We start from the raw sequence: 23,900 nt of genomic DNA on the forward strand, positions 1-23,900 counted from the left end.
AAAAAAAGTCATCGCCCCCCACGATTGGCATATTGGATGCAAGAAATCTTTAATAAGCCCGCCACATAATTTGGCCATTACCGATTGATTAACCTCGATATCCTATAGGTTGAGCAAGACGACTGATCATACCTTTGGATTGTAAGCTTTAATCTCAGAGCGCTCAGATGATTGATACCCAGTATTTCGTTTTTGATTCCGCCGTCGACCACTGTCAGACCCTGCATCTCGATCTGCCGGATGACGCAACCGTCATCTATCTGACCCGCAACGGGTCCGGCCTGCGTCAGATCGCAGAGGCCCTCAGCGCAGTGCGCGGTCTGTCGGCGCTGCATATCATGTCCCACGGCGAAGACGGCGCGCTGCTAATCGGTGACGAAACCGTGACCGAGGCCACGCTCGCCCGGTACCCTGAGGTGATGGAGGTCCTGCGCCGGGCGCTGCATCCCGGTGGTGATATCCTGCTTTATGGCTGCGAGGTGGCGGCAACTGCCAAAGGCGAAGCCTTCGTTGCTGCCCTGGCCGAGGCGACCGGCGCGAATGTTGCCGCATCGCGGACATTGACCGGCGCTGCCGAGCTGGGCGGCGACTGGGATCTGGAGATGCAGATCGGCGCGATCTCAACCCCGATCGGGATTTCGGCAGTGGCGCAGGCGGCCTATCCGGCAGTTCTGTCCACTGTATTGAACTACGGCAACTATACAAATGGCGGCAACAACAAGGACGCCTGGGCCGATGGCAGCGACGGGATCGCGGATTTCCCCGGGCTGACGCTGACGCTTGATTTTGGTGACGGCAGCGAGGGTTCAAGCACCTTCACCAATCTGAACATGCGCGGCGCGCAGAACCTGGCGGTGGGCGCTGTCGAGGGCGGGACCATCGGCGCAATGGACGGTGCCTTCTACAACGATGACAGCAACGGATTTCAGCTGGCCGGTGATGGCGATTTCAGTTTCGAGGGGTTTCGGGTGCTCGGCCGGGCGCAGAGCATCACCTCACAGACTTTCACCATCCGTGGCTTTGACAGCAGCGGGACAGAAATCGTCTCAGATACGCTGACCTGGGCTGCGGCCGGTTCCAATGCACTGGTGTCATACAGCATCGGCAGCGGCGACTGGGACGCGGATGCAGCCTGGGGATCGGTGCGACGCATTGCGGTCGATTACACCAATGAACCCAGTTTCCAGGAATTCGCGGTCCTGACCATGACCGTCGACACGGCCGTGGTTTCAGCCAATAACGCCCCGCTGCTGGGCGGGACACCGCCAGATAACACTGCGACAGAGGATGTTGCGACGGCGATTGACCTGTCGGCCTACAATATATCTGACGCCGACGGCGATACCATAACCCTGACCCTGGCCGTGGATCGCGGCACCATCGCCACGACCGATGGCAACGGAACAACCGCCGGTGTGACCGTGGCAAATTCCGGCACCGGGTCGATGACGTTGCAGGGGTCGGCCGCTGATCTCAATACCTATCTGAACGACACGTCAAAACTTCGCTACACCACCGCCAGCAATGACACCACTACTGCGGTTCTGACCGTCACCCCCAACGACGGCACCACAAATGGCAGCGCCAATACGGTCAGTATCACCATTTCGGCGGTGAATGACGCGCCGGTGCTCGACGCTGCGGCGTCGCCCGTGCTCAGCACCATTGCCGAGGACGCAGGCGATGACGATGGCTCCTCCGCTGATGGCGACGACGACGCCAGCAACAACGCCAATAACACAGGTGACAGCGTTGCCAGCATCGTGTCCGATGGCAGCGTGACCGATGTCGATGGCAGCCCGGTCGAAGCGATTGCGGTGACTGCGGTCGATAACACCAACGGGATCTGGCAATATTCCCTCGACAACGGAACCAGCTGGACGAATTTCACCGCCACCACCGGCACATCGGTCGATCTAACAAGCGCTGCGCGCCTGCTGGACGGGTCGCTGGCGGGGGCGGCTACCCATCTGATCCGCTTTGTGGCAGATGCGGATTATTCCGGCACCGCCACCATCACCATCCGCGCCTGGGATCGCTCCACCGGCTCTGCCGGCGGCGTCGCGGACGCCAGCGTGACCGGCGGTACAAGCGCGTTTTCCGCCATCAGCGATACCGCCAGTATTACTGTCACCAGCGTCAACGACGCCCCGGTCTTTGCCGGTCTGGATGCCATGCCGACCTTTGTCGAAGGCGGCAGCGCCGTGGTTCTGGACAGCACCGCCACCATTGCCGACACCGAACTGGCCAGCCTGAATGGCGGCAATGGCGATTTCGGCGGTGCCTCGCTGACCATCGCCCGCAACGGCGGCACCGATCTCGAGGATGATTTCGGCTTTGATGTGACCGGGGCTCTGTTCACGGTCAGCGGCAATATGCTGCAAAGCGGCGGGCAGAGCTTTGCGACATTTGCCGAGGTGGGCGGTACGCTGACGATCAGTTTCACCTCCCTCGCCACCCCGGCGACAACCGCTCTGGTGAACGACGTGTTGCAGCGGGTGACCTACAGCAACACCAGCAATGACCCGGATGCCTCGGTCCAGTTGGACTGGACCTTCTCGGACGGCAATGTGGGCAGCCAGGGCAGCGGCGGGATCGCCTCCGCTACCGGCTCGGTCACGGTGAGCAATACCGGCGTCAACGACGAACCAACGCTGACTGCTACCGGCGGCAACCCAACCCATGTTGAGGGCGGCGCGGCGGTTGACCTGTTCAACAGCGTTACCTCCGGCACGGTTGAAACCGGACAGACGATCACGGGCCTGACCCTGACCATCACCAATATCGCCGACGGCGCGGATGAAATACTGGTGTTTGACGGCACCGACGTGGCCCTGACAAATGGCACCGCTCTTGTCAGTGCCGCCAACTCCCTGTCGGTGAGCGTCTCCGTAACCGGCAGCACCGCCACCATCACCGCCACCGGGGGCACCCTCAGCCCTGCGGCGCTTCAAACACTCGTAGATGGTATAACCTACCGGAATACATCAGATAATCCCACAACAACCGCCAATCGCGTGGTCACCGTGACCGAGCTTGTCGATAGCGGCGGTACGGCAAACAGCGGCGATGACACCGCCGCCCTGGCCGTGACAAGCACGGTCACGATCACCGCCGTCAACGACGCTCCCGTGCTGGCAAATCTGACGGGGGATCAGGGCGTCCTGACACCTGGCGCATCTGCGCTGATCGATGCTGGCGCCGACGCCACTCTCGCCAATGCAGATTCGCCCGATTACAGCGGCGGCGTCCTGCGGATTGTCGACAAGGACAGCAACAACACCGCAAGCGGCAGCTTCTCCGTCGACGGCACAACGGTGATATCGGGCGGTGACGGGGGCATTGCGGCCAATGAAACCATTCAGATTGGTGGCGTGACCATTGGCACCGTCGATGCAACCGAGAACGGGCAGGGCGGCAACACGCTTGCAATCAACCTCACCGCCAATGCGGACGATGCCCGAATCCAGACATTGATCCGCAATCTCGCCTGGGGCGCCTCGGCCGGGACCGGTGCGCAGACCTTCACCCTCAGCCTGGATGACAACGACGGCACGGCCAATGGCGGCGCGCAGTCCACCTCGGTCGATTTTTCGATGATCCTTGGCAACAAACCCGTGGTTGCCAATCTGGCCGGCGATACCGTCGCCTTTGTCGAGAACCTCGGCGCGGTGGCGCTGGATAACGGCGGCAATGTCACGATCAGCGATGCCGATAATAATCTGGGCAGCGGCACACTGAGCCTTGCCTTCCAAAGCGGACAGACCGCCAATGATCGCCTCCTGATCGACACCAGCGGTTCCGTCACACTGTCTGCCGGGCAGACAGCGGCCTCCTCCGTCAGCGTGGGCGGCGTGGTGATCGGTACCTTGGCCAACGGTGCGACCGGCGGCGCCAATGAAACCCTAGGCATCAATTTCAACGCCAATGCGACCCCCTCCCGGGTGCAGACGCTGGTCGGCGCGCTCTCCTACGACAACAGCAGCGATGACCCGGCGACCCATGACCGGACGCTGGGTCTCACCATCACCGACGGCACCAGCATCAGCTCCGACACTGCGACGCTGACCGTGACCGTCGCGGCCACGGATGATGCGCCGACGCTGGTCGCAACCGGCAGCAATCCGAATTTTGTGGAAGGCGACCCGGCAGCGGATCTGTTCAACACCGTCAGCACCGACACCGTCGAGGCGGGGCAGACGCTGACCACTCTCAGCCTGACGGTCACCAATATCGCCGACGGCGCGGCGGAGGTGCTGACGATCGACGGCAGTGTCTTGGCGCTGACGGATGCCAACACGCTGACCACCGCGAGCAACGGCCTGACTGCGACGGTATCCGTCTTGGGCAATACCGCAACCGTCACCCTGACCGGCGGCACGCTGAGCGCCGCCGCGGCCGAGACGCTGGTTGACACCATCACCTATCGCAACACATCCGAAACGCCGACCGGGGGCAGCCGTGTTGTCACCATCACCGGCCTGACCGACAGCGGCAGTGCAACCGGCAGCAACGCCAACAGCGCCCCGCTGACGCTGTCGTCGTCGGTAAACGTGCTGCCGGTGAACGATGCCCCGGTGATCGGCAATGCCCACTACCATGCGACGAGCCAGGTTGTTGTCGGAACCGGCGCCCAGAGCCTTGGCGGTTTGTCCGCGGTGACGGTGTCCAACCTCGATTCCAGCGATTACAACGGCGGCCAGCTGACAATTTCGCAGAATTCAGGCACCACAAATGGCAATTGGGGCGTTGACGGCACGATTGTCACTGCCGGAGGCGATGCCAGCCTTTCCGCAGGAGAGACTGTTCTGGTCAACGGCGTGACCATTGGCACGGTGGATATCACCAATGACGGGCAGGGCGGTTCGGATCTGACCATCAACTTCAGCACCGCCGATGCGACCAACGCGGCGATCCAGACCCTGATCCGGTCTATCACCTATGAGGCCCCGTCCACGGTCGGCGCGCGGGATTTCACCCTGACGCTGAATGATGCCGATGGCACTGCCAACGGTGGCGATCAGGATAGCAGCGTCAACTTCCTCCTGAATGCGACCGGCACCCCTCCGGTGATCGGCAATCTCGACGGCGACAGTTTCACCTTTACCGAGGGTGACAGCGCCACAGCTCTTGATGTGGCGGGGGACCTGACTGTCAGCGACGCGGATAGCGCCGATTTTGATACCGGCACGCTGACCGTCTCCTTCGAGAGCGGGATGCAGGCCGAGGATCGGCTCCTCATCGATGTCAGCGGCACCGTGTCGCTCTCTGCCGGTCAGGCCAACGGCTCGGTGGTCTCCGTCGGCGGTGTGCCCGTCGGAACCATCGTGGCAACCGGCACCGGCGGCGCGGGTGAAGATCTGGTCATCACCCTCACCTCCGGTGCAACACCCGCGACGATCCAGACCCTGCTGCGGGCCCTTCAATATGACAACACCGCAGCCGGCGCGCCAACCGACGGCAACCGTCAGATCGGCGTGCAGATTGCTGGCGGTACCGACAATGCCTTGTCAGATATGGCCGTAGTCACGATCAACGTTAACCCGGCGCCAGCGCCGGGAGGCGGATCAACAGGCGGCAGGCCGCTGGATATGTCGGCTGGCGACGACGATGACTCCATCGGCGGCACCAACTTCAATGACACCATCAACGGCGGCGGCGGCAATGATCGCATCACCGGCAACCGGGGCGAGGACCTTCTGAGCGGCGGCAGCGGTGTGGACACGCTGCGCGGAGGCGACGGGGACGACCAGCTCTTCCTAGGGTCCGGGAACGACCGGGGGGTCGCCGGCGACGGCAATGACCGTTTGAACGGCGGCAGCGGCAATGACTTCATGCACGGTGGCACGGGTGAGGATACGCTGCGGGGGGGCGTTGGAGACGATACTGTTTATGGCGGCCTCGGGAACGACACGATCGGAGCGGGACGTGGCGATGATATCGTCTTTGCTGGCGGCGGCGCCGACCGCGTGAACGGCGGGGGCGGCAGCGACCAGATCGCAATGGGCTCCCAGGACGACCGCGCCTTTGGCGGCAGCGGCAATGACAGCCTTGCTGGCGGCGAGGGTCGGGACACACTGAACGGCGGTATGGGCGACGATATGCTGCGCGGCGGTGCGGGCAGTGACGTCTTCATCTTTGTCGGCGGTCGCGGCAATGATCGTATCGCCGATTTCGACGCGCAGGAGGACCAGTTGACCCTGCGCGAATTTGGTTTCACCAGCCGGGACCAGGCGCTGTCTTTCGGGGCGCAATCGGGGGATGATTTCGTCTTTACCTTTGCCGATGGCAGCACCCTGACCCTGATAGATGTCACGCGGGCCGAACTGGAGACCGCCGACCTCCTGTTCTGAGCAACCGGACCGCCCTGCCGCCGCCAGACCGGCGGACCACCGCATCAAGCGGCGCCGCTTCGGCCGTCAGCGGCGCCTGCCGCTTTCGCGCTCCGTGCTACAGGGCCGTGCTAGAGGCCGGTTGATTTTACGGGAGTATTTCCCAAACGGTGGCAATAGGGCTATGACAGCTGGGCAGCGCTCGTATCGGAGTGCTGGTTGAAATTGCCGACAGTAACGGGTTGCCAAAAGGCGCACCCGTTTTCACGCGCCATCTGATCGAGGGCACCGACACGGCCTTTGAGCTTGTGCTGACGGCGAACGCGACAGGAAGACAATTCGGGAGATGCTGGGACTATGACGACGGATCGCAGGACGCGCCTCAGACTGGGGATGGTCGGGGGCGGGCAGGGTGCTTTTATCGGTGCGGTGCACCGGATTGCTGCCCGGATGGACGACCGGTTTGAGCTGGTTGCCGGCGCGCTGTCATCAGACCCGGAACGCGCAATGGCCAGCGCCGCAGAGCTGGGGATCGTCGCGGATCGCAGCTACGCCAGCTATGACGAGATGGCCCGCGCCGAGGCCCGGCGCGACGATGGCATTGATGCGGTTGCCATTGTGACACCCAACCATCTGCACGCAGGCCCCAGCATCGCCTTTCTCAACGCGGGCATTCATGTGATCTGCGACAAACCGCTGGCCGCCAGCGCAGCCGAGGCCGAGGCGATCAGACAGGCGGCGGAGGCCAGCAGCGCCCGGTTTTTTCTGACCCATAATTATACCGGCTATCCGCTGCTGCGACAGGCCCGCGCCATGATCGCGCGCGGCGATCTTGGTCGGATCCGGCTGGTGCAGGCGGAATATGCCCAGGACTGGCTGACCGATCCGATTGAACAGGACGGCCACAAACAGGCCGCCTGGCGCACCGATCCCTCACAGTCCGGCGCAGGCGCCATTGGCGATATCGGCACCCATGCCTTTAACATTGCCTGTTTTGTCAGCGGTCTGACCCCGGAGGCGCTCTCGGCAGAGCTGCACAGCTTCGGGCCGGGACGCCGGGTCGATGACAACGCCCATATCCTGCTGCGCTACGACGGCGGCGCGCGTGGCATGATCTGGGCCAGCCAGATCGCCGTTGGCTGCGAAAACAGCCTGCGCCTGCGGATCTTCGGCGATAAGGGTGGTCTTGAATGGGGGCATGAGGACCCCAATCAGATGAGTTTCACCCGTTTTGGAGAACCAAAGCAGATCCTGACCCGTGGCGGGGCTGGCATCGGACCCGACTGGACCCGCGTTCCGCCCGGTCATCCAGAGGGGTATCTGGAAGGGTTTGCAACGCTTTACACCGATATTGCCGAGGTGATCGAAAGCCGCACCGACAATCCGATGCTGCCGGGTCTTCAGGCAGGGCTGGATGGGATGTGGTTCATCTCCGCAGCTCAGGCGTCCTCCGCCGACGGCGGCTCCTGGGTCACCCGGTAATCCCAATCAGCGCGCCACCAATGCAATGCCCCCCGACAGCGAACTAGCCGAAGCGGGGCGTTGCGCCTCCTGAGCCGCAGCATCAAAGCATATAATCTGTGTTATGTTGATATTTGACGCTGCCCGTCAGTCGGCTGCTCAGCGCTTGTCCTGCACCGTTTGCAGATAGGCAATCAGACTGCTGAGCGACCGGGGCACCATCATCGGCTGGCCGCTGGGCAGCGCAAGGGCGACATATTTGTCCTCGTCCAGCGTCGGGCCGAACATCGGCATATCGCCATGGGCGGCAATCGGTTGCCGTCCGTCGATCTGCCTGGCCACGGCTTCAACCGGAAAATCGCCGCCGTTTCGCGTCGCCAGCTGGGTCAGATCCGGCGGGCGCAGCGCCATCATCTCGGCCATGGGGCCAAGGCTGGCAGCATCCTTTCCGTGGCACTCCGCACAGAAATACAGAAACAAGTCCCGGCCCTCATCGCTGTCGGCCTCCTGTGCCCAGACCGGTCCTGCCGCAATCGCCAGTATCGCTGCGAGCCGCATCAGCATGGCTGTTCTCCTTTGTGTCAAACCTGCCGCGGCGCATGTCCCGGGTCTATCCGGTGGCCGCCGTCCGATCATAGCAGCATTCCCGAGCCGCCGGATTGACCCAGCGCAAGGTGGCCGATGCCCAGATCATCTAGGCTCCGCAAAGGACGCAACGGGATCGGGGTGCTGTGCCATGACCAGAACAACGGGTGTTTTTCTGACTGCCGCCGCCGCGCTGCTGCTGGCGGCTGCGGCGTATCTGTTTGTTTCGGAAAACGGCGCAGAGCTGCCGGAGGGTTTCGTGCAGGGCAATGGCCGGATCGAGGCCGAACAGGTGGAGATTGCCCCGGCAAGGGCGGGTCGGGTGGCCAAGGTACTGACGGCTGAGGGCAGTCTGGTTGCGGCGGGCGATGTGCTGGTGGTGATGGACACCGATGAGCTGGCGGCGACGCATGACCGGGCCCGCGCCGAAGTCGCGCTGGCGCGCCAGACCAGGGCCGAGGCAGAGGCGCTGGTGGTGCAACGCCAGAGCGAGCACCGCCGCGCCGAGCATGAGCTGGAGCGCGCCACCGCGCTCTTGGCCGGGCGCAATATCTCCGAAACCCTCCATGAGGAGCGCGACACCATCCATTCGGTGGCCGAGGCGGTGCTGGGCGCGGCAGAGGCGCGGGTCGCCACCGCCGAGGCCGGGATCGCGGCGGCAGAGGCCGAGGTCCGCCGGATCGCCGCCCAGATCGAGGACAGCACGCTGATCGCCCCGATGCCGGGCCGGGTGCTCTACCGGCTGGCGGAACCGGGCGAGGTGGTTGGCGCCGGCGGGCCGATCCTGACGCTTCTCAGTCTGGAAAACATCTATATGGAAGTGTTCCTGCCCGCCCGCGAGGCCGGGCTTCTGCCGATCGGCGCCGAGGCCCGCATCGTGCTGGATGCGCTGCCCGGTTACGCCATTCCCGCCACCGTCACCTTTGTCTCGCCAGAGGCGCAGTTCACCCCAAAACAGGTCGAGACCCTCAGCGAGCGGGAGCAGCTGGTGTTCCGCGTCCGCGTCCGCATCCCGCAGGATCTGGTGGCAGCGCGGATCGAACATGTGAAAACCGGTCTGCGCGGCATCGCCGTGATCCGGCTCGACCCCGCGATGGAATGGCCCGAAGCGCTGGACCGGCGCATCCCGGCTGAGCTGTTCGAATGATCTCCGCCGCAGGCACCCCCGGCATCCGCATCGCCAAGGTCTCTCATCGCTACCGCAGGCATATCGCGCTGGATGACATCACCTTGGATCTGCCGCCCGGTCAGCTGGTGGGCTTCATCGGGCCGGATGGCGTCGGAAAATCCACCCTTCTGAGCCTGATCACCGGTGCCAAGAAATTGCAGGCCGGGTCGATAGACGTGCTGGGCGGCCCGATCGCTGACGCCGCCCACCGGCGCCGCATCTGCTCGGCCATTGCCTTCATGCCGCAGGGGCTGGGCCGCAATCTGTACCCCGAACTCTCCGTGCGCGAAAACCTCGAATTTTTCTCACGCCTGTTCGGGCAGCGGGCGGCAGAGCGGGAGGCGCGGATTGCATCGCTGCTGTCTGCGACCGGGCTCGCACCCTTTGCCGACCGGCTCATGGGCAAGCTGTCGGGCGGCATGAAGCAGAAGCTGGGCCTCTGCTGCGCCCTGATCCATGACCCGAAACTCTTGGTGCTCGATGAACCGACCACCGGCGTTGATCCCTTGTCGCGCCGCCAGTTCTGGGCGCTGATCGGTGCCATCCGGGACACCAGCCCCGGCCTCACCGTGCTGGTGTCCACCGCCTATATGGAGGAGGCGCAGAGCTTTGACTGGATTGTCGCCATGGATGCAGGCCGCGTGCTGTTCCAGGGCTCGCCGGATAAGCTGAAGGGCCGGACCGGTGATCTGGAAACCGCCTACCGCCAGCTGCGGGCAAAGGGCAGCCCGCCGCCGGTTCCACACCCAACACCAGCAGCACATAGTGGCGAGCCGGTGATTACCGCGCGCGGTCTCACCCGCCGCTTTGGCGATTTCGTGGCGGTGGACAGCGTCGATTTCAGCATAAGGCGCGGTGAGATCTTCGGCTTTCTCGGCTCCAACGGCTGCGGCAAGTCGACCACCATGAAGATGCTGACCGGCCTCCTGCCCATCAGCTCCGGCGCGGCGCAGCTGTTCGGCAGGCCGGTGGATGCCAGGAACCGCGCCATGCGCCGCGAGATCGGCTATATGAGCCAGGCGTTTTCGCTCTACGGCGAACTGACCGTCGAGCAGAACCTGCAGCTGCACGCCCGCATCTTTGCAATTCCCGACCGCGCGGCCCGGATTGCGGAGCTGACGCAGCGCTTCGGCCTTGCGGCACATCGTTCCTCCCTTGCTGCCGCCCTGCCGCTGGGCATCAAGCAGCGCCTGTCGCTGGCGGTTGCGGTGATCCACCGCCCACGCGTACTGATCCTGGACGAGCCGACCTCCGGCGTTGATCCAGAGGCGCGCGACATGTTCTGGGCATTGCTGGTCGAGCTGTCGCGCAACGAGGGCGTGACGATCTTCGTCTCCACCCATTTCATGGGCGAGGCGGAACGCTGCGACCGGGTGTCCTTCATGCACGCGGGCAAGGTTCTGGCCGAGGGCACACCCAAGGCGCTGATGGCGGCGAAGGCTGCGGCCACCCTCGAGGAGGCATTCATCGCCATTCTGAAGGCCGCTGATCCGCCGCCCCCGGTCTCCGCTCCGCAAACAGCGGTTCAGACAACGGGCAGCGCCGCAGGCGGCCCCACCCGCGCGCTGGCCTATGCCCGGCGCGAAACGGTTGAGGTGCTGCGCGACCCGGTGCGCCTCGCCTTTGCCTTCCTCGGCTCGCTGATCCTGATGCTGGTGTTCTGCTTCGGCATTTCGCTCGACATAGATGAGCTGGACTATGCCGCGCTCGATTTGTCGCAAAGCCCCGAAAGCCGCGCCTATCTGGCGGAGATTTCCGGCTCCCGCTACTTCCGCCCCACCCCGCCGCTGTCCAGCGCTGCCGAAGGGCGCAGCCGGCTGGTCTCGGGCGAGGTCTCGCTGGTGATCGAACTGCCTCCTGACTTTGGTCGCAAGCTGCGCACAAATGAGCCGACAGAGGTGCTCGCCATCGTCGATGGCGCCATCCCCTTCAAGGGAGAGACGGTGGAGGGCTACGCTGCCGGGCTGCATCAGTCCTTCCTCAGTGCACAGGCCGCCGCCAGCGGCACCCGCCAGCCCGAAATCGCCCGGATAGAGCCGCGATTCCGCTACAACCAGAGCTTTGAGAGCATCGCCGCAATGGCCCCGGCCATGCCCGCGATCCTGCTGATCATGCTGCCCGCCGTGCTGATGGCGGTCAGCGTCGCGCGGGAAAAGGAGCTGGGCTCGATCACCAATTTCTACGTCACCCCGACCACCCGGTTTGAGTTCCTGATCGGCAAGCAGATCCCCTATATCGTGATTGCCTATCTGAACTTCCTGCTGCTGACGGCAATGACCATCGCGGTCTTCGGGGTGCCGCTCAAGGGCGATCCGCTGCCCTTGGCCCTCGGCGCGCTGCTCTATGTCTGGGCTGCGACTTCCTACGGGCTGCTGATCGCCACCATGACCTCCAGCCAGGTGGCAGCCACTTTTGCAACCACCATCGCCTCGGTGGTGCCGACGATCCAGTTCTCCGGCCTGTTGCAGCCGGTCTCGACGCTGGAGGGCGGCGCGCAGGTCATCGGCTCATTATGGCCGTCGTCTTATTTTCTGCATCTGAACGTGGGCGCCTTCACCAAGGGGCTGGGCTGGGAGGCGCTGCTGCCCGATATTCTGGCACTCGCCTGCTTCGGTCCGGTGTTCACCCTGCTGGCCGCGCTGGCGCTCAGGGCGCAGGAGAAGTAGATGCAGCGCCTGTCCCGCATAGTCTGGCTCGGCCTCAAGGAGATGATGAGCCTGCGCCGCGACTGGGTGATGATGGCGCTTCTGGTCTGGTCCTTCACCCTGTCGCCGGTGATGGAGGCAACGGGCGTGGCAACCTCGGTGAACAACGCCTCGATCGCCTTTGCGGATGAGGACAACTCGCCCCTGTCGCGCACCCTGGCGGAGGCGTTCTTTCCGCCCGAATTCCAGCCGGTGGTGCAGATCGAACCCGGCACCGGCGCCGCCCGGATGGATGCGGGCGATTTCCTGTTCGTGGTCGCCGTGCCGCCCGGGTTCGAAAAAGACCTGCGCGCCGCCCGGGTGCCGGAAATCCAGGTGCTGATCGACGCCACCGCGATGGAACAGGCGGGCATTGGCGTCCATTACATCACCAGTATTCTCAGCGCCGAGATCCGCCGCTTTGCCATCGGCGCCGATCTGGCCCAGCCGCAGCCCCTTGGCATCATCATCCGCAGCGCCTTCAACCCAAACCGCGACACCATGCGCTTTGCCGGCATCAACGCGCTGATCGGCCAGATCATGTGGCTGACCACGATCCTGACCGGCGCGGCAATGATCCGCGAACGCGAGCACGGCACCATTGAACACCTGCTGGCGATGCCGCTGTCGCCCTTTGACATCGCGGTGGCGAAGATCTGGGCCAACGCTGCCGTGGTGCTGGTTGCGGGGGCGCTGTCGCTGGGTTTTGTGATGCAGGGGGTGCTGGGCATCACCATTGCCGGGTCAAAGATTCTCTTCCTCTGCGGCACCGCGCTGTTTTTGTTCACCGCCACCGCGCTAGGGGTGTTTCTGGCCACGGTCGCGCGTTCGATGGCGCAGTTTGCGCTCTTGGTGATGCTCACGATCCTGCCGATGCTGATGCTGTCGGGCGGCGAAACCCCGGTGGAAAGCCAGCCGGACTGGTTGCAGGCCATCACCACCCTGCTGCCCTCGCGCCATTACATGGCCGCGAGCCAGGCCATCGTGTTCAAGGGCGCAGGGGTTGAAACCGTCTGGCCGGAGTTCCTGTGGATGGCGCTGCTGGGCGCCGCGCTGCTGGCCACCAGCCTGCTGCTGTTCCGCCGCTCGGTGGCGCAGGACCGATAGCGCGCCCGGTTGCCTGCCCGTTGTGGCACCTTGATCGGGATCATGGCAGCGGCCAGCGGGAATGATCTACTGGTGCGGCCGCTGCCCCGCCCATGCCCCCATAACTGCCGGAGCCGACAGATGACCAATACGCCCACTTTTGACGCCTATAAACCCGCCGAAATCGCCGCATTGGTGGAAACCGCCGGCACCGCCAAGGCGCGGCTGCCGCTGCCCCAGATGTTCGTGCTGGCGATGCTGGCGGGCGCCTTTATCGGATTTGGGGCGGCGGCCTATACGATGACCCTCGCAGGTGCGGCCCCTGTGACCGGACCGCTCCGCGTGCTGGGTGGCGCGGTGTTCTCGCTTGGGCTGATCCTTGTGGTGATTGCCGGGGCGGAGCTGTTCACCGGCAACGTGCTGATGGTGATCGCCGCGGTGGACCGCAGGATTTCGCTGCGCCTGCTGTTGCGCAGCTGGGGCGTGGTCTATCTCGGCAATCTCGCGGGCGCAGCCGGGCTGGCGGCCGCCTTTGCCGTGACCGGGCTGCTGGATGGTGCGATGGGCACAACCGCCGTCGGCATCGCCGAGGCGAAGGCCGGGCTGACCCCGCTTGAGGCCCTTATGCGCGGCGCGCTGTGCAATGCGCTGGTCTGCCTAGCCGTCTGGCTGTCCTTTGCCGCCCGCACCGCTGCGGGCAAGGTTCTGGCCATCCTCTGGCCGATCACCGCCTTTGTGCTGCTGGGGCTCGAACACTCCATCGCCAATATGTATTTCTTCCCGCAAGGCTGGGCCGCAGGGGCCGATGTCCCGCTTGTCGCAGCGGCCGCCAACCTGCTTTGGGTCACGCTGGGCAATATCGTGGGCGGCGCGGGCGGCGTCGCTCTGGCCTATTGGTTCGCCTTCCTCGGGGGCACCACGCAGAAGCCACCCGTGCAAAGCCGCTGAAGCCGCAGCACCCTGAAAGCCATAGCGCGCGCGGGCGCCGCCGCCCCGTTGCTGCGGGTCAGACCCGGAACAGGCTGCCTGCCAGATAGGCGACAGCAGCGGCGCAGGAACCGATTGCCAATGTCTCCAGCCCGGATTTCCACCAGGGCGCCAGCGACCAGACGCTCTTGCTGGCGCCAATGCCGAAAAACACCGCCCCGGTGGCCAGCGCGGCGGTCAGGAACGGATCGGGCAGCCCAAGAATGAACGGCAGAAGCGGCACGATGCCCGCCGCCATGAACGCCGCAAAAGTCGTCAGCGCCGCCGCCACCGGGTTGGGTTCTGCCGGCGCCAGCCCATATTCGCTGGTCAGCATCAGCGCGATCCATTTCTCCGGCTTGGCGGTCACCGATGCCACCGCGCCCTCCAGCACGTCGCCGCTCAGCCCCAGCTCCTGAAAGATCTGGCGCAGCTCCTCGCGCTCGCCCTCCGGGTACTGGCGAATATGACGCTTTTCCACCTCGTAGAGACGCCGCCGGTCGTCCAGATCCGCCTTGGTCCCCAGATAATTGGCCGCAGCCATGGAAAACCCGTCCGCCAGTACGTTGGCAATGCCAAGGGCGATGATCACCGCAGGGGAAAATCCCGCGCCCTCTACCCCCGCAGCAATCGCAAAGGTGGTGACCGCGCCGTCAATGCCACCATAAACCGCATCCCTGAGCCGCCCGGTGCCATTGCTGCCCGCAAGCCGCCGCGCGATGTCGTCCTTGCTGTGACCGTGATCCTTCTCCATGCCCGCAGGATGCCCCGGAGTGGCCCCCGCCGCCTTGACGGAGGTCAAGCTGCCGCCACTGCCCTCCGCTGGCGTTGACCACTGAGATAACGCAGGGTTTTCAACACCTCCGGCACCAGCAGGATGGGCAGCACCAGCAGCGCGATCAGCCCCCAGTGCTCCCCTTGCAGCGGCACCGTGTGCAGCATCACCTGCAAGGGCGGCCAGTAGACCGCCGCCACCTGCGCTCCGATGGTCACCACCAGCGCCGCCAGCAGCAGCGGATTGCTGAACACCCCGATCCGCCAGCACGGCAGATGCAAGGAGCGGAAGGCAAAGACGCTCGCCTTCTCAAAAACCACCATGGCGGTAAAGGCGGCGGTGCGGGCCAGATCCTCGTTGCCGTCCAAAAGATGCAGGAACAGCCACAGGCTGGCCAGCCCGGTATAAAGCCCCAGCGCCAGAATGCTCAGCAGCCCGGCCTTGCCCAGGATCGGCGTGTCTTTCTGGCGCGGCGGGTGCTCCATCTGGTCCGGCTCGCCCTTCTCCAGCCCCAGCGCCACCGCCGTGACCCCGTCGGTCACAAGGTTCATCCACAGGATCTGCGTCGCCAGAAAGATCAGCGGCCCGCCGATCAGGATGTTGATCAAGAGCGCAATCACCTCGCCCGCGTTGGAGGACAAGAGGTAGCGCACGAATTTGCGCACATTGGCGAACTGCCGCCGCCCCTCGCCAATCGCCCGCACGATGGTGGCGAAATTGTCATCGAGCAGCACCAGGTCAGAGGCATCCTTGGCCACATCCGTGCCCCGCACCCCCATTGAAACCCCGATGTCGGCCTGTTTCAGGGCCGGCGCGTCGTTCACCCCGTCGCCGGTCATCGCCACGATCTGATGCTGCGATTGCAAGGCCGAGACGATCCGCATCTTGTGGGCGGGCCTTGTGCGGGCAAACAGCACATCTTGCTGCAGGATCCGGTCCAGCTCCGCATCCTCCAGCGCCTCCAGCGCATCGCTGGTCAGGGTCTTTCCGGCAGGCAGCCCCAGCTGGGCCGCAATCGCCTTGGCAGTCAGCGGGCTGTCGCCAGTGATCATGATCACCCGGATACCCGCCGACCGGGCCGCGCCGATGGCGTCCCGCACCTCCGGCCGCGGCGGGTCGATCAGCCCCGCCAGCCCGAGGAAGGTCATGTCCTCCTCGCGGATTTCTCCGCCCTGCGCCGCCCCGGCTGCCAGGCCGATCACCCGCAGCCCTTCTGCCGCCATTGCCTCATAGGCGTCGGTGATGGCGGCCGCCTCCCCTGCGCCCAGCTTCCGCGGGCCATCCTGCGTCAAAACTTCTGTGCAGAGGCCCAGAACCTGCTCCGGCGCGCCCTTGGTCAGGACCCTGCCGCTGCGCGCCAGCACGCTCATCCGCTTGCGCTCGCTGCTGAAGGGGATCTCCGCCAGCACCGCATCCGGCGGCGGCAGCGCTGCCCAGCCCTTGTAGCCGAGGGTCACCAGCGCGCCCTCGGTCGGGGCGCCGGTCATCTGCCAATGATCCCCCTCGCGGTGCAGGCTGGCATGGGTGCAGGTCAGCCCCGCCGCCAGCAGCTCTGCCAGCACCGCGTCCTCCCGCGCGCCGGTGACCGTGCCGCCATGGGCAATATGGCCTGCCGGATCATAGCCGGTGCCGGTCACCTGATAGCTGCGGTCCAGCGTCCAGACCCGGGTCACGGTCATCTTGTTTTCCGTCAGGGTGCCGGTCTTGTCCGTGCAGATGACCGAGGCCGCACCCAGCGTCTCCACCGCCTGCAACCGCCGCGCCAAAGCTTTCTGCCGCACCATCGCCGCCGCCCCCAGGGCCAGGGTGATGGTGACCACCGCGGGCAGCCCCTCCGGCACCATCGCCACCGACAGCGACAGGCCGGTCATGAACATCTCCGCCGCGTCCCGCCCCATATACAGCCCCAGCGCCAGAATAGCGGCGGAAACACCCAGCGCCGCAAACCCCAGCTGCTGCGCCAGACGGCCCAGCTGCACCTGCAGGTTTGTCTTCTTCAGCCCCACCGATCCGGTCAGCGATGCGATCTCGCCAAAGGCGGTGCGCGCGCCGGTCGCCGTGACCACCGCCAGCGCGCGGCCCGCCGCCACCACCGTGCCGGCAAACACCTCTGCCGTCTCTGTGCCGGGCGCCTTGTCCACCGGAACCGATTCCCCGGTCAGCGCGCTCTCATCCAACGATAGCCCGGCAGATTCCTGCAGGCGCGCATCGGCAGGCACCCGGGCGCCGGCCTCCAGAATGATCAGATCGCCCGGCACCAGCTCGCGCGCCGCAATCACCTGCTCGCGCCCGTCGCGCACCACCAGCGCCTGCGGCGACAGCAGGCTGCGCAGGCTTTCCAGCGCAGTCTCCGCCCGCCATTCCTGCACAAAGCCCAGGATCCCGTTCAGCCCGATCACCAGCCCGATCGCCAGCGTGTCGGCATATTCGCCAAGCGCAAAGGCGATGATCCCGGCGGCAATCAGGATCAGCACCAGGAAATTGCTGAACTGGCGCAGGAACACCCGCAAAGGCCCGGTGCGTTTGCCCTGCGGCAGCTCATTCCATCCGTATTGACGCCGCGCCGCCTCCGCCTGCTGCCGCGTCAGCCCGCCGAGCCGCCCGCGACCATTGTCCTGAACCGGGTGTTCCATCCGCTCTGCCCTCCGCAGCCGCCACAGGCTGCTGCCCCAGCCTGCCGCACTCCGCACCCTTCGGGCAACTGCTGTGGTGCCGCAGGTCCAGCTCCTAGCGGGACATCGGCGACAGCAGATCGGGATTGACCACGAGGGTGCGCACGCCATGGGCATGATCTTCGTCAAAGGCATTGTCGCCCAACCATGCCTCCACCGAGGCAATGCTCACCTTGGCCACCTTGGGGCGAACGCTCCAGGTGACCTGCACGGGAGAGCCGGTCTCATTATAGGCCGGACCGGTCGTCGATCCGGTATATTGCACCGGCGTACCCATATCCTGCGGAATATGGATTGCCTGATGATAGCCATCGACAAACTCATGTTTGGTCAGCCTCATGAAATCCAGCGCGGCAGGATCATTGACCAGCACCATCACCTGAGTTTCGACCCGCAGCTGCGGGTTCAGCGTGGCGACATCCAGACAGGATCCCAGCGTCGGCCCCGGTCCCACCTGCGCCGTGCTGTAGACATAATGCACCTCGATCGTGTCACCGGGCGCCAGTGCGCCATGGTCGGTGCTGCCAACCGGACGGGCATAGGGGGCCACCTCGGCCGCTGTCAGCTCGCCTGAATAAAGATACCCGGTGCCATAGCCCTGACCATCGCCATGTCCGGCATATTTGGTGAATTCACCACCCTTGTGCTCTGCGCTTTCGTGGAAATGGATGTTGCAGAGGTTCATTCGGCTGGCGGGTGGCGCAAATGCAAAATCGCGCTTGTTCGATCCCACCGCCGAGCTGAGATCACGCGGCGACTGCGGGCCAAATCCCTGATCCGCAACCGCCTCTGCCAGCGCCCGCCGCTGCGCGTCGATCACGCTGGCACCGACCTGATCCGCCGCATGGGCCAGTGTCGCGACAGTCAGCGCTGCCCCGGCGACGGCCGCCAGTACTCTCTGAATGGTCATCCCGTGTCCTTTCCTCTGCCGGGCCGGTGCCGGGTTCATCCGCCGCAATCGCGTCCCGGTCACAACGGGAAGGAAAAAAGGCACCCGATGCCTTTTTAACCATGGCAGGCAACAGGTGACTGTCTGGACTGTGAACGGAGCCAAGACCGCATATGAACGGGAGATGAACGCACCATGGCCGGTCGGCAGCCCTTGGCGGCGCATTCGTTCATCTGTTGTTCATGATTTCGACAGGACGCTGTCATTGCTGCAAACTAACTCTACCACTGGCGGCCCTGACAGGGTTATGGTCAGCCGGTGCGTAGCCAACCCAAACCCCGCACCGGCTGACCTCGCAATTGGCAGCCCGACCCACAACGACGGGACCACCTCGACCAATGAAAATAGTGCATATTGTCAATATTTTCGCGGCCGTGGTACTGCTGGCAGCCGCTGCCAGTGTGTCAGTTGCGGTCTGGGCCGCCAGACAAAGCGATCTGCACAATTACCGCATTTCGCTGGCTCACACCTCCTTTGAACACCATCTGAAACTGGCGGCAGACACCTATCTTCTGTTCAAGCGTTTTGGCGATCTGCTGCTGGCCGATGACACCGGGCAGGTGGCGGATATCACCAATATTTCCAACCGCCTTCAGACCCATATCACCAATATTCGCGCCGCCATTGAGCAGGAAATCGAGCTGGTCGGCGACGAGGAGCTGGCGGAGCTGATGCTGCTGGACAAGATTGAGGAGATCATTGACGACATCCTCGACCTTTACCGGCGGGCGCAGTCGCGCGAGGCCGCAGATGGCATCGGTGGCGACTGGCGCGAGGTGTCGCTGGCCCTCAACGAAGACATCAAGGAAGATTTCCGAACGCTGATCTCAACGGCGCTCACCGAAGAGCAGGAGGAAGTCTCCAGAGCCGAGGCCGAAGCCAGCGCAAAGATGGCGCTGGTGCGCATGATCTCCTTTGGGTTGGCGGTGGCCTTTCTCTGCATCACCGCCATCGCGCTGATTGTCTTTCGCCGCGAATTCACCCGCCCGTTAAGACAGCTTCTGGGTGGTGTGCGGCAATTTGCGGCCGGGGATTTTTCCAGCCGGATCGCCCTGCCGGGGCGGAGCGAACTGTCGGAAATCGCCGGCGTTCTGGATGAAATGTCCGCAGTGGTCTCGGCCCGCACCAAAAACCTGACCACCCAGAACGAGGAACTGGAACAGGCCGTCCGCCAGCGTACCGAAACGCTGGAAAAACTGCTGACCGAGGCGCGAAAATCCGAACAGAACCGCCGCCAGCTGCTGGCAGATGTCAGCCATGAGCTGCGCACCCCGCTGACCGTCATTCAGGGCGAAAGTGACGTGGCGCTGCGCGGCGCCGACAAAACCGTCGAGGAATACAAGGACGCCCTGACCAAGACCCGGCTGGCCGCCAATCACACCGCCAATCTGATCAGCGACCTTCTGTTCATCGCGCGCAAGGAATCCGGCTCGCTTGAACTGGTCAGGAAACCCGTCGATCTGATCAGGCTGATCCACGAGGTGATCGCACTCTGCGGGGCCGAGGTGGGCTTTGAGCCGCAGCGCGACAAGGTGATCGTCATCGCCGATGGCCAGCGGATCCGTCAGGCCGTGCTCGCCCTGCTGGAAAATGCCAAATACCACGGCGGCGACATGATCGCCGTCACCCTTCAGACCCATGGCGATATCGTTGAGATTGCGGTGTCCGATGACGGGCCGGGCGTGGATAACGCGGAAAAGGAACTGGCCTTCGAGCGCTTCTTTCGCGGCTCCAACGCCAGCGGCCGCTATATCGAAGGGCTGGGCCTTGGTCTGCCGATCGTGCGCTCCATCGCCGAGGCCCACGGCGGCTCGGCGCGGATCTTTGATCGCCCAACGGGGGGCACAACGGTTGTGCTGACGATCTCCACGGATGCCGACCCATAGTTACAGGACGCCAGAGAACGGCTGATGAATATTCTGCTTGTAGAGGATGAAGAGCGCGTAGCCGATTTCATACGCCGGGGGCTGAAGGCTGAGGGCTTCAGCGTCGAGCACGTGGTGGATGGCGAACTGGCGCTGGGGTTCCTGCAAACACGCGACTTTGATGTTGTGATCCTCGACCTGATGCTGCCGGGGATCTCCGGCATCGAGGTCTGCCAGCGGATGCGCGCCCGCGCCAATACCACCCCTGTTCTGATGCTCACCGCGCTGGATTCAACCGACGAACGGGTCGCGGGCCTGCGCATCGGTGCCGACGACTACCTGCCCAAACCCTTCGATTTTGAGGAGCTGGTCGCAAGGCTGGAGGCGCTGCATCGCCGCCGGGTCGGCTATGGGAGCACACCCGACGATGAGGTGATCACCCATCGCGGCCTCTCCTTTGATCCCCGCGCGCTGGAATTCTACGTCGACGGCCGCCCGGTCGCGCTCTCCAGCAAGGAGCGCGAACTGGCCGTGCTGCTGATCAAGAACATTGGCCGCGCCCTCAGCCGGGAACGCATTCTGAATGCGGTCTGGGGCACACAGTCGGACCCGATGACCAATATCGTTGATGTCTATATCGGCCGCCTGCGCAAGAAATTCGGCCCCGAAGGTGACGCCATCGTGACCCTGCGCGGCGCCGGGTATCGGCTCGATTGAGCGGCACCGGCAGCCGTGACAGCGCGGCCCCTGCGCGCTAGTATCGCCGGACCGGAACAACCTCAGGGCATCCCCACCATGGCCTCCCCGCTCCTGCTTCGTAACCGCAATTACCGGCTGCTGTTCACAGCCGGGGCGCTGACCAACCTCGGCGATGGGTTCATCCTGCTGGCGCTGCCCTGGCTGGCAACGCTGATGACCCGCGATCCGGTGGCGATTGCCGCCGTGGCCGCAGCCGGTCGCCTGCCCTGGCTGTTCTTTGCGCTGCCCGCCGGGGTGATCGCGGATATGGCCGACCGGCGCAAGCTGATAGCCCGCGCCGACCTGCTGCGCGCCGTGATCGTGCTCGCCATCCTCATGCTCGCGCTCAGCGCACCGACGGCCGGTGCCATCTGGGCGCTGGCTGGCCTGGCCTTCCTCCTTGGCGCGGCGGAGGTGATCCGCGACAATGCCGCCCAGACCATCCTGCCCGATATCGTTGCCAGCTCCGATCTTGAGGCGGCAAATGGCCAGATGTGGACCGTCGAACAGCTCACCGGCCAGTTCATCGGGCCGCCGCTCGCCGGCCTGCTGATCGCGGTCGGCATCGCAATTCCCTTTGGACTGGATGTGATCGTGCTGGTGCTGGCGGCCGGTTTTGTCTGGCTGATCAGCCTGTCGCCGCGCGCGCCGGTGCAGCAGAGCTTTGGCAAGGCGCTGATGCAGGGCATCACCTTCATGCGCGGCGATGGGCTGCTGCTGCGGCTGGCCGTCGTGCTTGGCATCGCCAATTTCCTCGCCACCGCAACCATCACCGTAGAGGTGCTTTTCGCGCAGGAGGTGCTTGGCCTCGGCCCTACCGAATACGGGTTTGTCCTGTCGGTTGCCGCCCTTGGTGCTGTGACCGGCAGCCTGATTGCACCGCACCTCAGCCGCCTGATCGGGGTGCAGCCCTGCCTTTACCTGTCGATTGCGGGCTGGGCGGTTGGCTATGCGCTGATCGGTGTCAGCAGCAGCGGCATCATCATGGCGCTGGCGATGTTTGGCGTGATGGCGGCGGCGATGGTCTGGAACGTGATCACCGTCTCCTGGCGCCAGCGCCGCATCCCCTCCGAACTGCTGGGCCGGGTGAACAGCATCTACCGCTGCTTTGGCTGGGGCTCGATGCCGCTTGGCGCGCTGACGGGCGGTGCCGTCGTGGCGCTGCTGGAACCGGAGCTTGGCCGCGACCTCGCCCTGCGCGCGCCTTTCCTGATCTCCGCCAGCTGCTGCGGCCTCCTGCTGGTCTATGCCGCGCTCCGGCTGCGGCTGGACTGATGCCCGCGGGGGTAGGCTGACCTGCGACGGCCAGCCCACTCCGGCCAGATCAGGAAACGACTTCCATCACCGGCGGCCGGGCGGTGTGCCGCGCTGCCGCTGTGTCCTCCAGCTCTGCCAGGCACCGCAGGATCTGACTGGCGCCCAGCCGAACCTGATCCGCGTCGATGGCATAGGACAGCCGGATATTGTCCGGCGCGCCAAAATGACGACCGGGAACAGCAGCCACGCCATATTCTTCCAGCAGCAGATTGCAGAGATCCTCATCGGTGCTGATCATCCGCCCCCGGTGCAGGGTGCCAAAGACCCGCGAGATATCGGGGAACAGGTAGAATGCCCCACCGGGGCGGGCACAGCGGATCTGCGGTGCGCTGTCAAACGCCGTCAGCAGAAGATCCCGCCGCATCCGGTAGCCCTCGGTCATCCGCTGCGAGAACCCCTGATCGCCCGCCAGCGCCTCCGCCGCGGCAGCGGCCACCACCGGCGGCATATTGGAGATCGAGTTGCTGTTGAGCGTGGCAACCGCCGCCGCCACCTCCGTTGGCGCAGCCAGCAGACCCGCGCGCCATCCCGGCATCCCGTATAGCTTTGAAATACTGTCCACCTTGATGATCCGCGACGCCAGATCGGGCGCGATCTCCAGCAGATGCGGGCACGGCTCGTCGGCATAGACAAAGCGCTGGTAGACATCGTCGCTGATGATCCACACATCATGGCGCCGCAGCACCTCGGCCAGCGCCGCCAGCTCCGATCTGCTGTAGACCGCGCCGGTGGGGTTGGACGGGTTGTTCAGCACCAGCGCCCGAGGCCGCCCACCCAAGGCCGCCTCCAGCGTCGCGGGGTCCAGCTTGTACCCCTGATGCAGCCCGCAATAGGGCGTGCGCACCTCAACCCCGCTGAGCCGGGCAATGTCGAAATAGGTCGGCCAGCAGGGCGCCGGGATGACCACGGTATCGCCGGGCTGGAACAGCACCTGAAACAGCGCATAAAGCAGATGCTTGCCGCCCTGTCCCACAGCAATATTCTCCACGCCGAACTGATCCAGCCCCAGCTGAGCCAGATAGTGCAGATAGGCCTCGATCAGCCCGGCCTCGCCCCGGCTCGGACCATAGCGGCAGCGATCGGCACGGATCGCGGCAATCGCCGCCTCGTAAACCCGCTGCGGCGGTGTGAAATTGGGCACCCCGATAGAGAAATCGACCACCGGGTCAGGGCGGCTCTGGATCCGTCCGGCCAGCGCCAGAATCGGACAGAAGGGCGTGTCGCGGTGAAGCGCGGGCAGATCAGGCATGGCAACCTCCCCGGCCTGCGATGGCGGCGCCACAGCGCCGGAACTCCGACATG

The 23,900-nt window shown here is 64.7% G+C and carries 14 protein-coding genes; 9 read left to right on the forward strand and 5 right to left on the reverse strand.

The genetic code is table 11. The annotated features are described in order from the left end of the window. Positions 1-167 precede the first annotated feature (167 nt). Positions 168-6,353, forward strand: coding sequence for a DUF4347 domain-containing protein (locus VWY34_RS01145; RefSeq protein WP_416544822.1), 6,186 nt, complete (start codon positions 168-170; stop codon positions 6,351-6,353). Between the two features lie 336 nt (positions 6,354-6,689). Then, positions 6,690-7,814, forward strand: a complete 1,125-nt coding sequence (locus VWY34_RS01150) for a Gfo/Idh/MocA family protein (protein ID WP_416544823.1) — start codon at positions 6,690-6,692, stop codon at positions 7,812-7,814. Between the two features lie 138 nt (positions 7,815-7,952). On the opposite strand, the gene VWY34_RS01155 is transcribed toward VWY34_RS01150, so the two are convergent. Continuing rightward, positions 7,953-8,357, reverse strand: coding sequence for a c-type cytochrome (locus VWY34_RS01155; RefSeq protein ID WP_416535331.1), 405 nt, complete (start codon positions 8,355-8,357; stop codon positions 7,953-7,955). A 172-nt stretch (positions 8,358-8,529) separates the two neighbouring features. Between VWY34_RS01155 and VWY34_RS01160 the strand changes: the two genes are divergently transcribed. The 4 genes from VWY34_RS01160 (at position 8,530) to VWY34_RS01175 (ending at position 14,264) form a co-directional block, all read left to right on the forward strand. After that, positions 8,530-9,525, forward strand: a complete 996-nt coding sequence (locus VWY34_RS01160) for an HlyD family secretion protein (RefSeq protein ID WP_416544824.1) — start codon at positions 8,530-8,532, stop codon at positions 9,523-9,525. Beyond that, positions 9,522-12,212: a ribosome-associated ATPase/putative transporter RbbA gene (gene rbbA, locus VWY34_RS01165; protein WP_416544825.1), complete on the forward strand. Its 2,691-nt coding sequence runs from the start codon at positions 9,522-9,524 to the stop codon at positions 12,210-12,212. The genes VWY34_RS01160 and rbbA overlap by 4 nt, the downstream gene beginning before the upstream one ends. Then, on the forward strand, positions 12,213-13,337 hold the full coding sequence (locus VWY34_RS01170) for an ABC transporter permease (RefSeq protein ID WP_340547799.1): 1,125 nt from the start codon (positions 12,213-12,215) through the stop codon (positions 13,335-13,337). It begins immediately after the preceding gene. Between the two features lie 120 nt (positions 13,338-13,457). Further along, complete coding sequence (locus VWY34_RS01175) at positions 13,458-14,264, forward strand: formate/nitrite transporter family protein (protein WP_416544826.1); 807 nt, start codon at positions 13,458-13,460, stop codon at positions 14,262-14,264. 58 nt (positions 14,265-14,322) lie between these two features. Here the strand turns inward: VWY34_RS01175 and VWY34_RS01180 are convergent, their stop codons facing one another. The 3 genes from VWY34_RS01180 to VWY34_RS01190 all read right to left on the reverse strand — a co-directional run bounded on the left by VWY34_RS01180 (position 14,323) and on the right by VWY34_RS01190 (position 18,639). Next, positions 14,323-15,036, reverse strand: a complete 714-nt coding sequence (locus VWY34_RS01180; RefSeq protein ID WP_416535344.1) for a VIT1/CCC1 transporter family protein — start codon at positions 15,034-15,036, stop codon at positions 14,323-14,325. Between the two features lie 44 nt (positions 15,037-15,080). Then, positions 15,081-17,690 (reverse strand): cation-translocating P-type ATPase, encoded by a 2,610-nt coding sequence (locus VWY34_RS01185; protein ID WP_416544827.1) that lies wholly within the window; start codon positions 17,688-17,690, stop codon positions 15,081-15,083. 94 nt (positions 17,691-17,784) lie between these two features. After that, positions 17,785-18,639: a delta-class carbonic anhydrase gene (locus VWY34_RS01190; RefSeq protein WP_416544828.1), complete on the reverse strand. Its 855-nt coding sequence runs from the start codon at positions 18,637-18,639 to the stop codon at positions 17,785-17,787. A 413-nt stretch (positions 18,640-19,052) separates the two neighbouring features. Here VWY34_RS01190 and VWY34_RS01195 point away from each other — a divergent pair, with 413 nt between their 5' ends. The 3 genes from VWY34_RS01195 to VWY34_RS01205 all read left to right on the forward strand — a co-directional run bounded on the left by VWY34_RS01195 (position 19,053) and on the right by VWY34_RS01205 (position 22,556). Next, entirely contained in the window at positions 19,053-20,564 is a 1,512-nt protein-coding gene (locus tag VWY34_RS01195; protein ID WP_416544829.1) for a sensor histidine kinase, read from the forward strand. Between the two features lie 24 nt (positions 20,565-20,588). Next, complete coding sequence (locus tag VWY34_RS01200; protein WP_340547793.1) at positions 20,589-21,260, forward strand: response regulator transcription factor; 672 nt, start codon at positions 20,589-20,591, stop codon at positions 21,258-21,260. Between the two features lie 78 nt (positions 21,261-21,338). After that, positions 21,339-22,556, forward strand: coding sequence for an MFS transporter (locus tag VWY34_RS01205; protein ID WP_416544830.1), 1,218 nt, complete (start codon positions 21,339-21,341; stop codon positions 22,554-22,556). Between the two features lie 49 nt (positions 22,557-22,605). Here VWY34_RS01205 and VWY34_RS01210 read toward each other — a convergent pair whose 3' ends face one another. Further along, positions 22,606-23,847 carry an aminotransferase class I/II-fold pyridoxal phosphate-dependent enzyme gene (locus VWY34_RS01210; protein ID WP_416544831.1) on the reverse strand — a complete coding sequence of 414 codons (1,242 nt, stop codon included), beginning with the start codon at positions 23,845-23,847 and terminating at the stop codon, positions 22,606-22,608. Positions 23,848-23,900: the final 53 nt, after the last annotated feature.

Source organism: Phaeobacter sp. JH20_02 (assembly GCF_048056915.1).
Lineage (GTDB): Bacteria > Pseudomonadota > Alphaproteobacteria > Rhodobacterales > Rhodobacteraceae > Phaeobacter > Phaeobacter bryozoorum.

What these genes read in the sequence shown, in the direction of transcription:
- VWY34_RS01160 (WP_416544824.1), top strand. Translation starts at nt 8,530, where the DNA reads ATGACCAGAACAACGGGTGTTTTTCTGACTGCCGCCGCCGCGCTGCTG.
- VWY34_RS01145 (WP_416544822.1), top strand. Translation starts at nt 168, where the DNA reads ATGATTGATACCCAGTATTTCGTTTTTGATTCCGCCGTCGACCACTGT.
- VWY34_RS01150 (WP_416544823.1), top strand. Translation starts at nt 6,690, where the DNA reads ATGACGACGGATCGCAGGACGCGCCTCAGACTGGGGATGGTCGGGGGC.
- VWY34_RS01200 (WP_340547793.1), top strand. Translation starts at nt 20,589, where the DNA reads ATGAATATTCTGCTTGTAGAGGATGAAGAGCGCGTAGCCGATTTCATA.
- VWY34_RS01205 (WP_416544830.1), top strand. Translation starts at nt 21,339, where the DNA reads ATGGCCTCCCCGCTCCTGCTTCGTAACCGCAATTACCGGCTGCTGTTC.
- VWY34_RS01155 (WP_416535331.1), bottom strand. Translation starts at nt 8,357, where the DNA reads ATGCTGATGCGGCTCGCAGCGATACTGGCGATTGCGGCAGGACCGGTC.
- VWY34_RS01190 (WP_416544828.1), bottom strand. Translation starts at nt 18,639, where the DNA reads ATGACCATTCAGAGAGTACTGGCGGCCGTCGCCGGGGCAGCGCTGACT.
- VWY34_RS01185 (WP_416544827.1), bottom strand. Translation starts at nt 17,690, where the DNA reads ATGGAACACCCGGTTCAGGACAATGGTCGCGGGCGGCTCGGCGGGCTG.
- VWY34_RS01170 (WP_340547799.1), top strand. Translation starts at nt 12,213, where the DNA reads ATGCAGCGCCTGTCCCGCATAGTCTGGCTCGGCCTCAAGGAGATGATG.
- rbbA (WP_416544825.1), top strand. Translation starts at nt 9,522, where the DNA reads ATGATCTCCGCCGCAGGCACCCCCGGCATCCGCATCGCCAAGGTCTCT.
- VWY34_RS01180 (WP_416535344.1), bottom strand. Translation starts at nt 15,036, where the DNA reads ATGGAGAAGGATCACGGTCACAGCAAGGACGACATCGCGCGGCGGCTT.
- VWY34_RS01210 (WP_416544831.1), bottom strand. Translation starts at nt 23,847, where the DNA reads ATGCCTGATCTGCCCGCGCTTCACCGCGACACGCCCTTCTGTCCGATT.
- VWY34_RS01175 (WP_416544826.1), top strand. Translation starts at nt 13,458, where the DNA reads ATGACCAATACGCCCACTTTTGACGCCTATAAACCCGCCGAAATCGCC.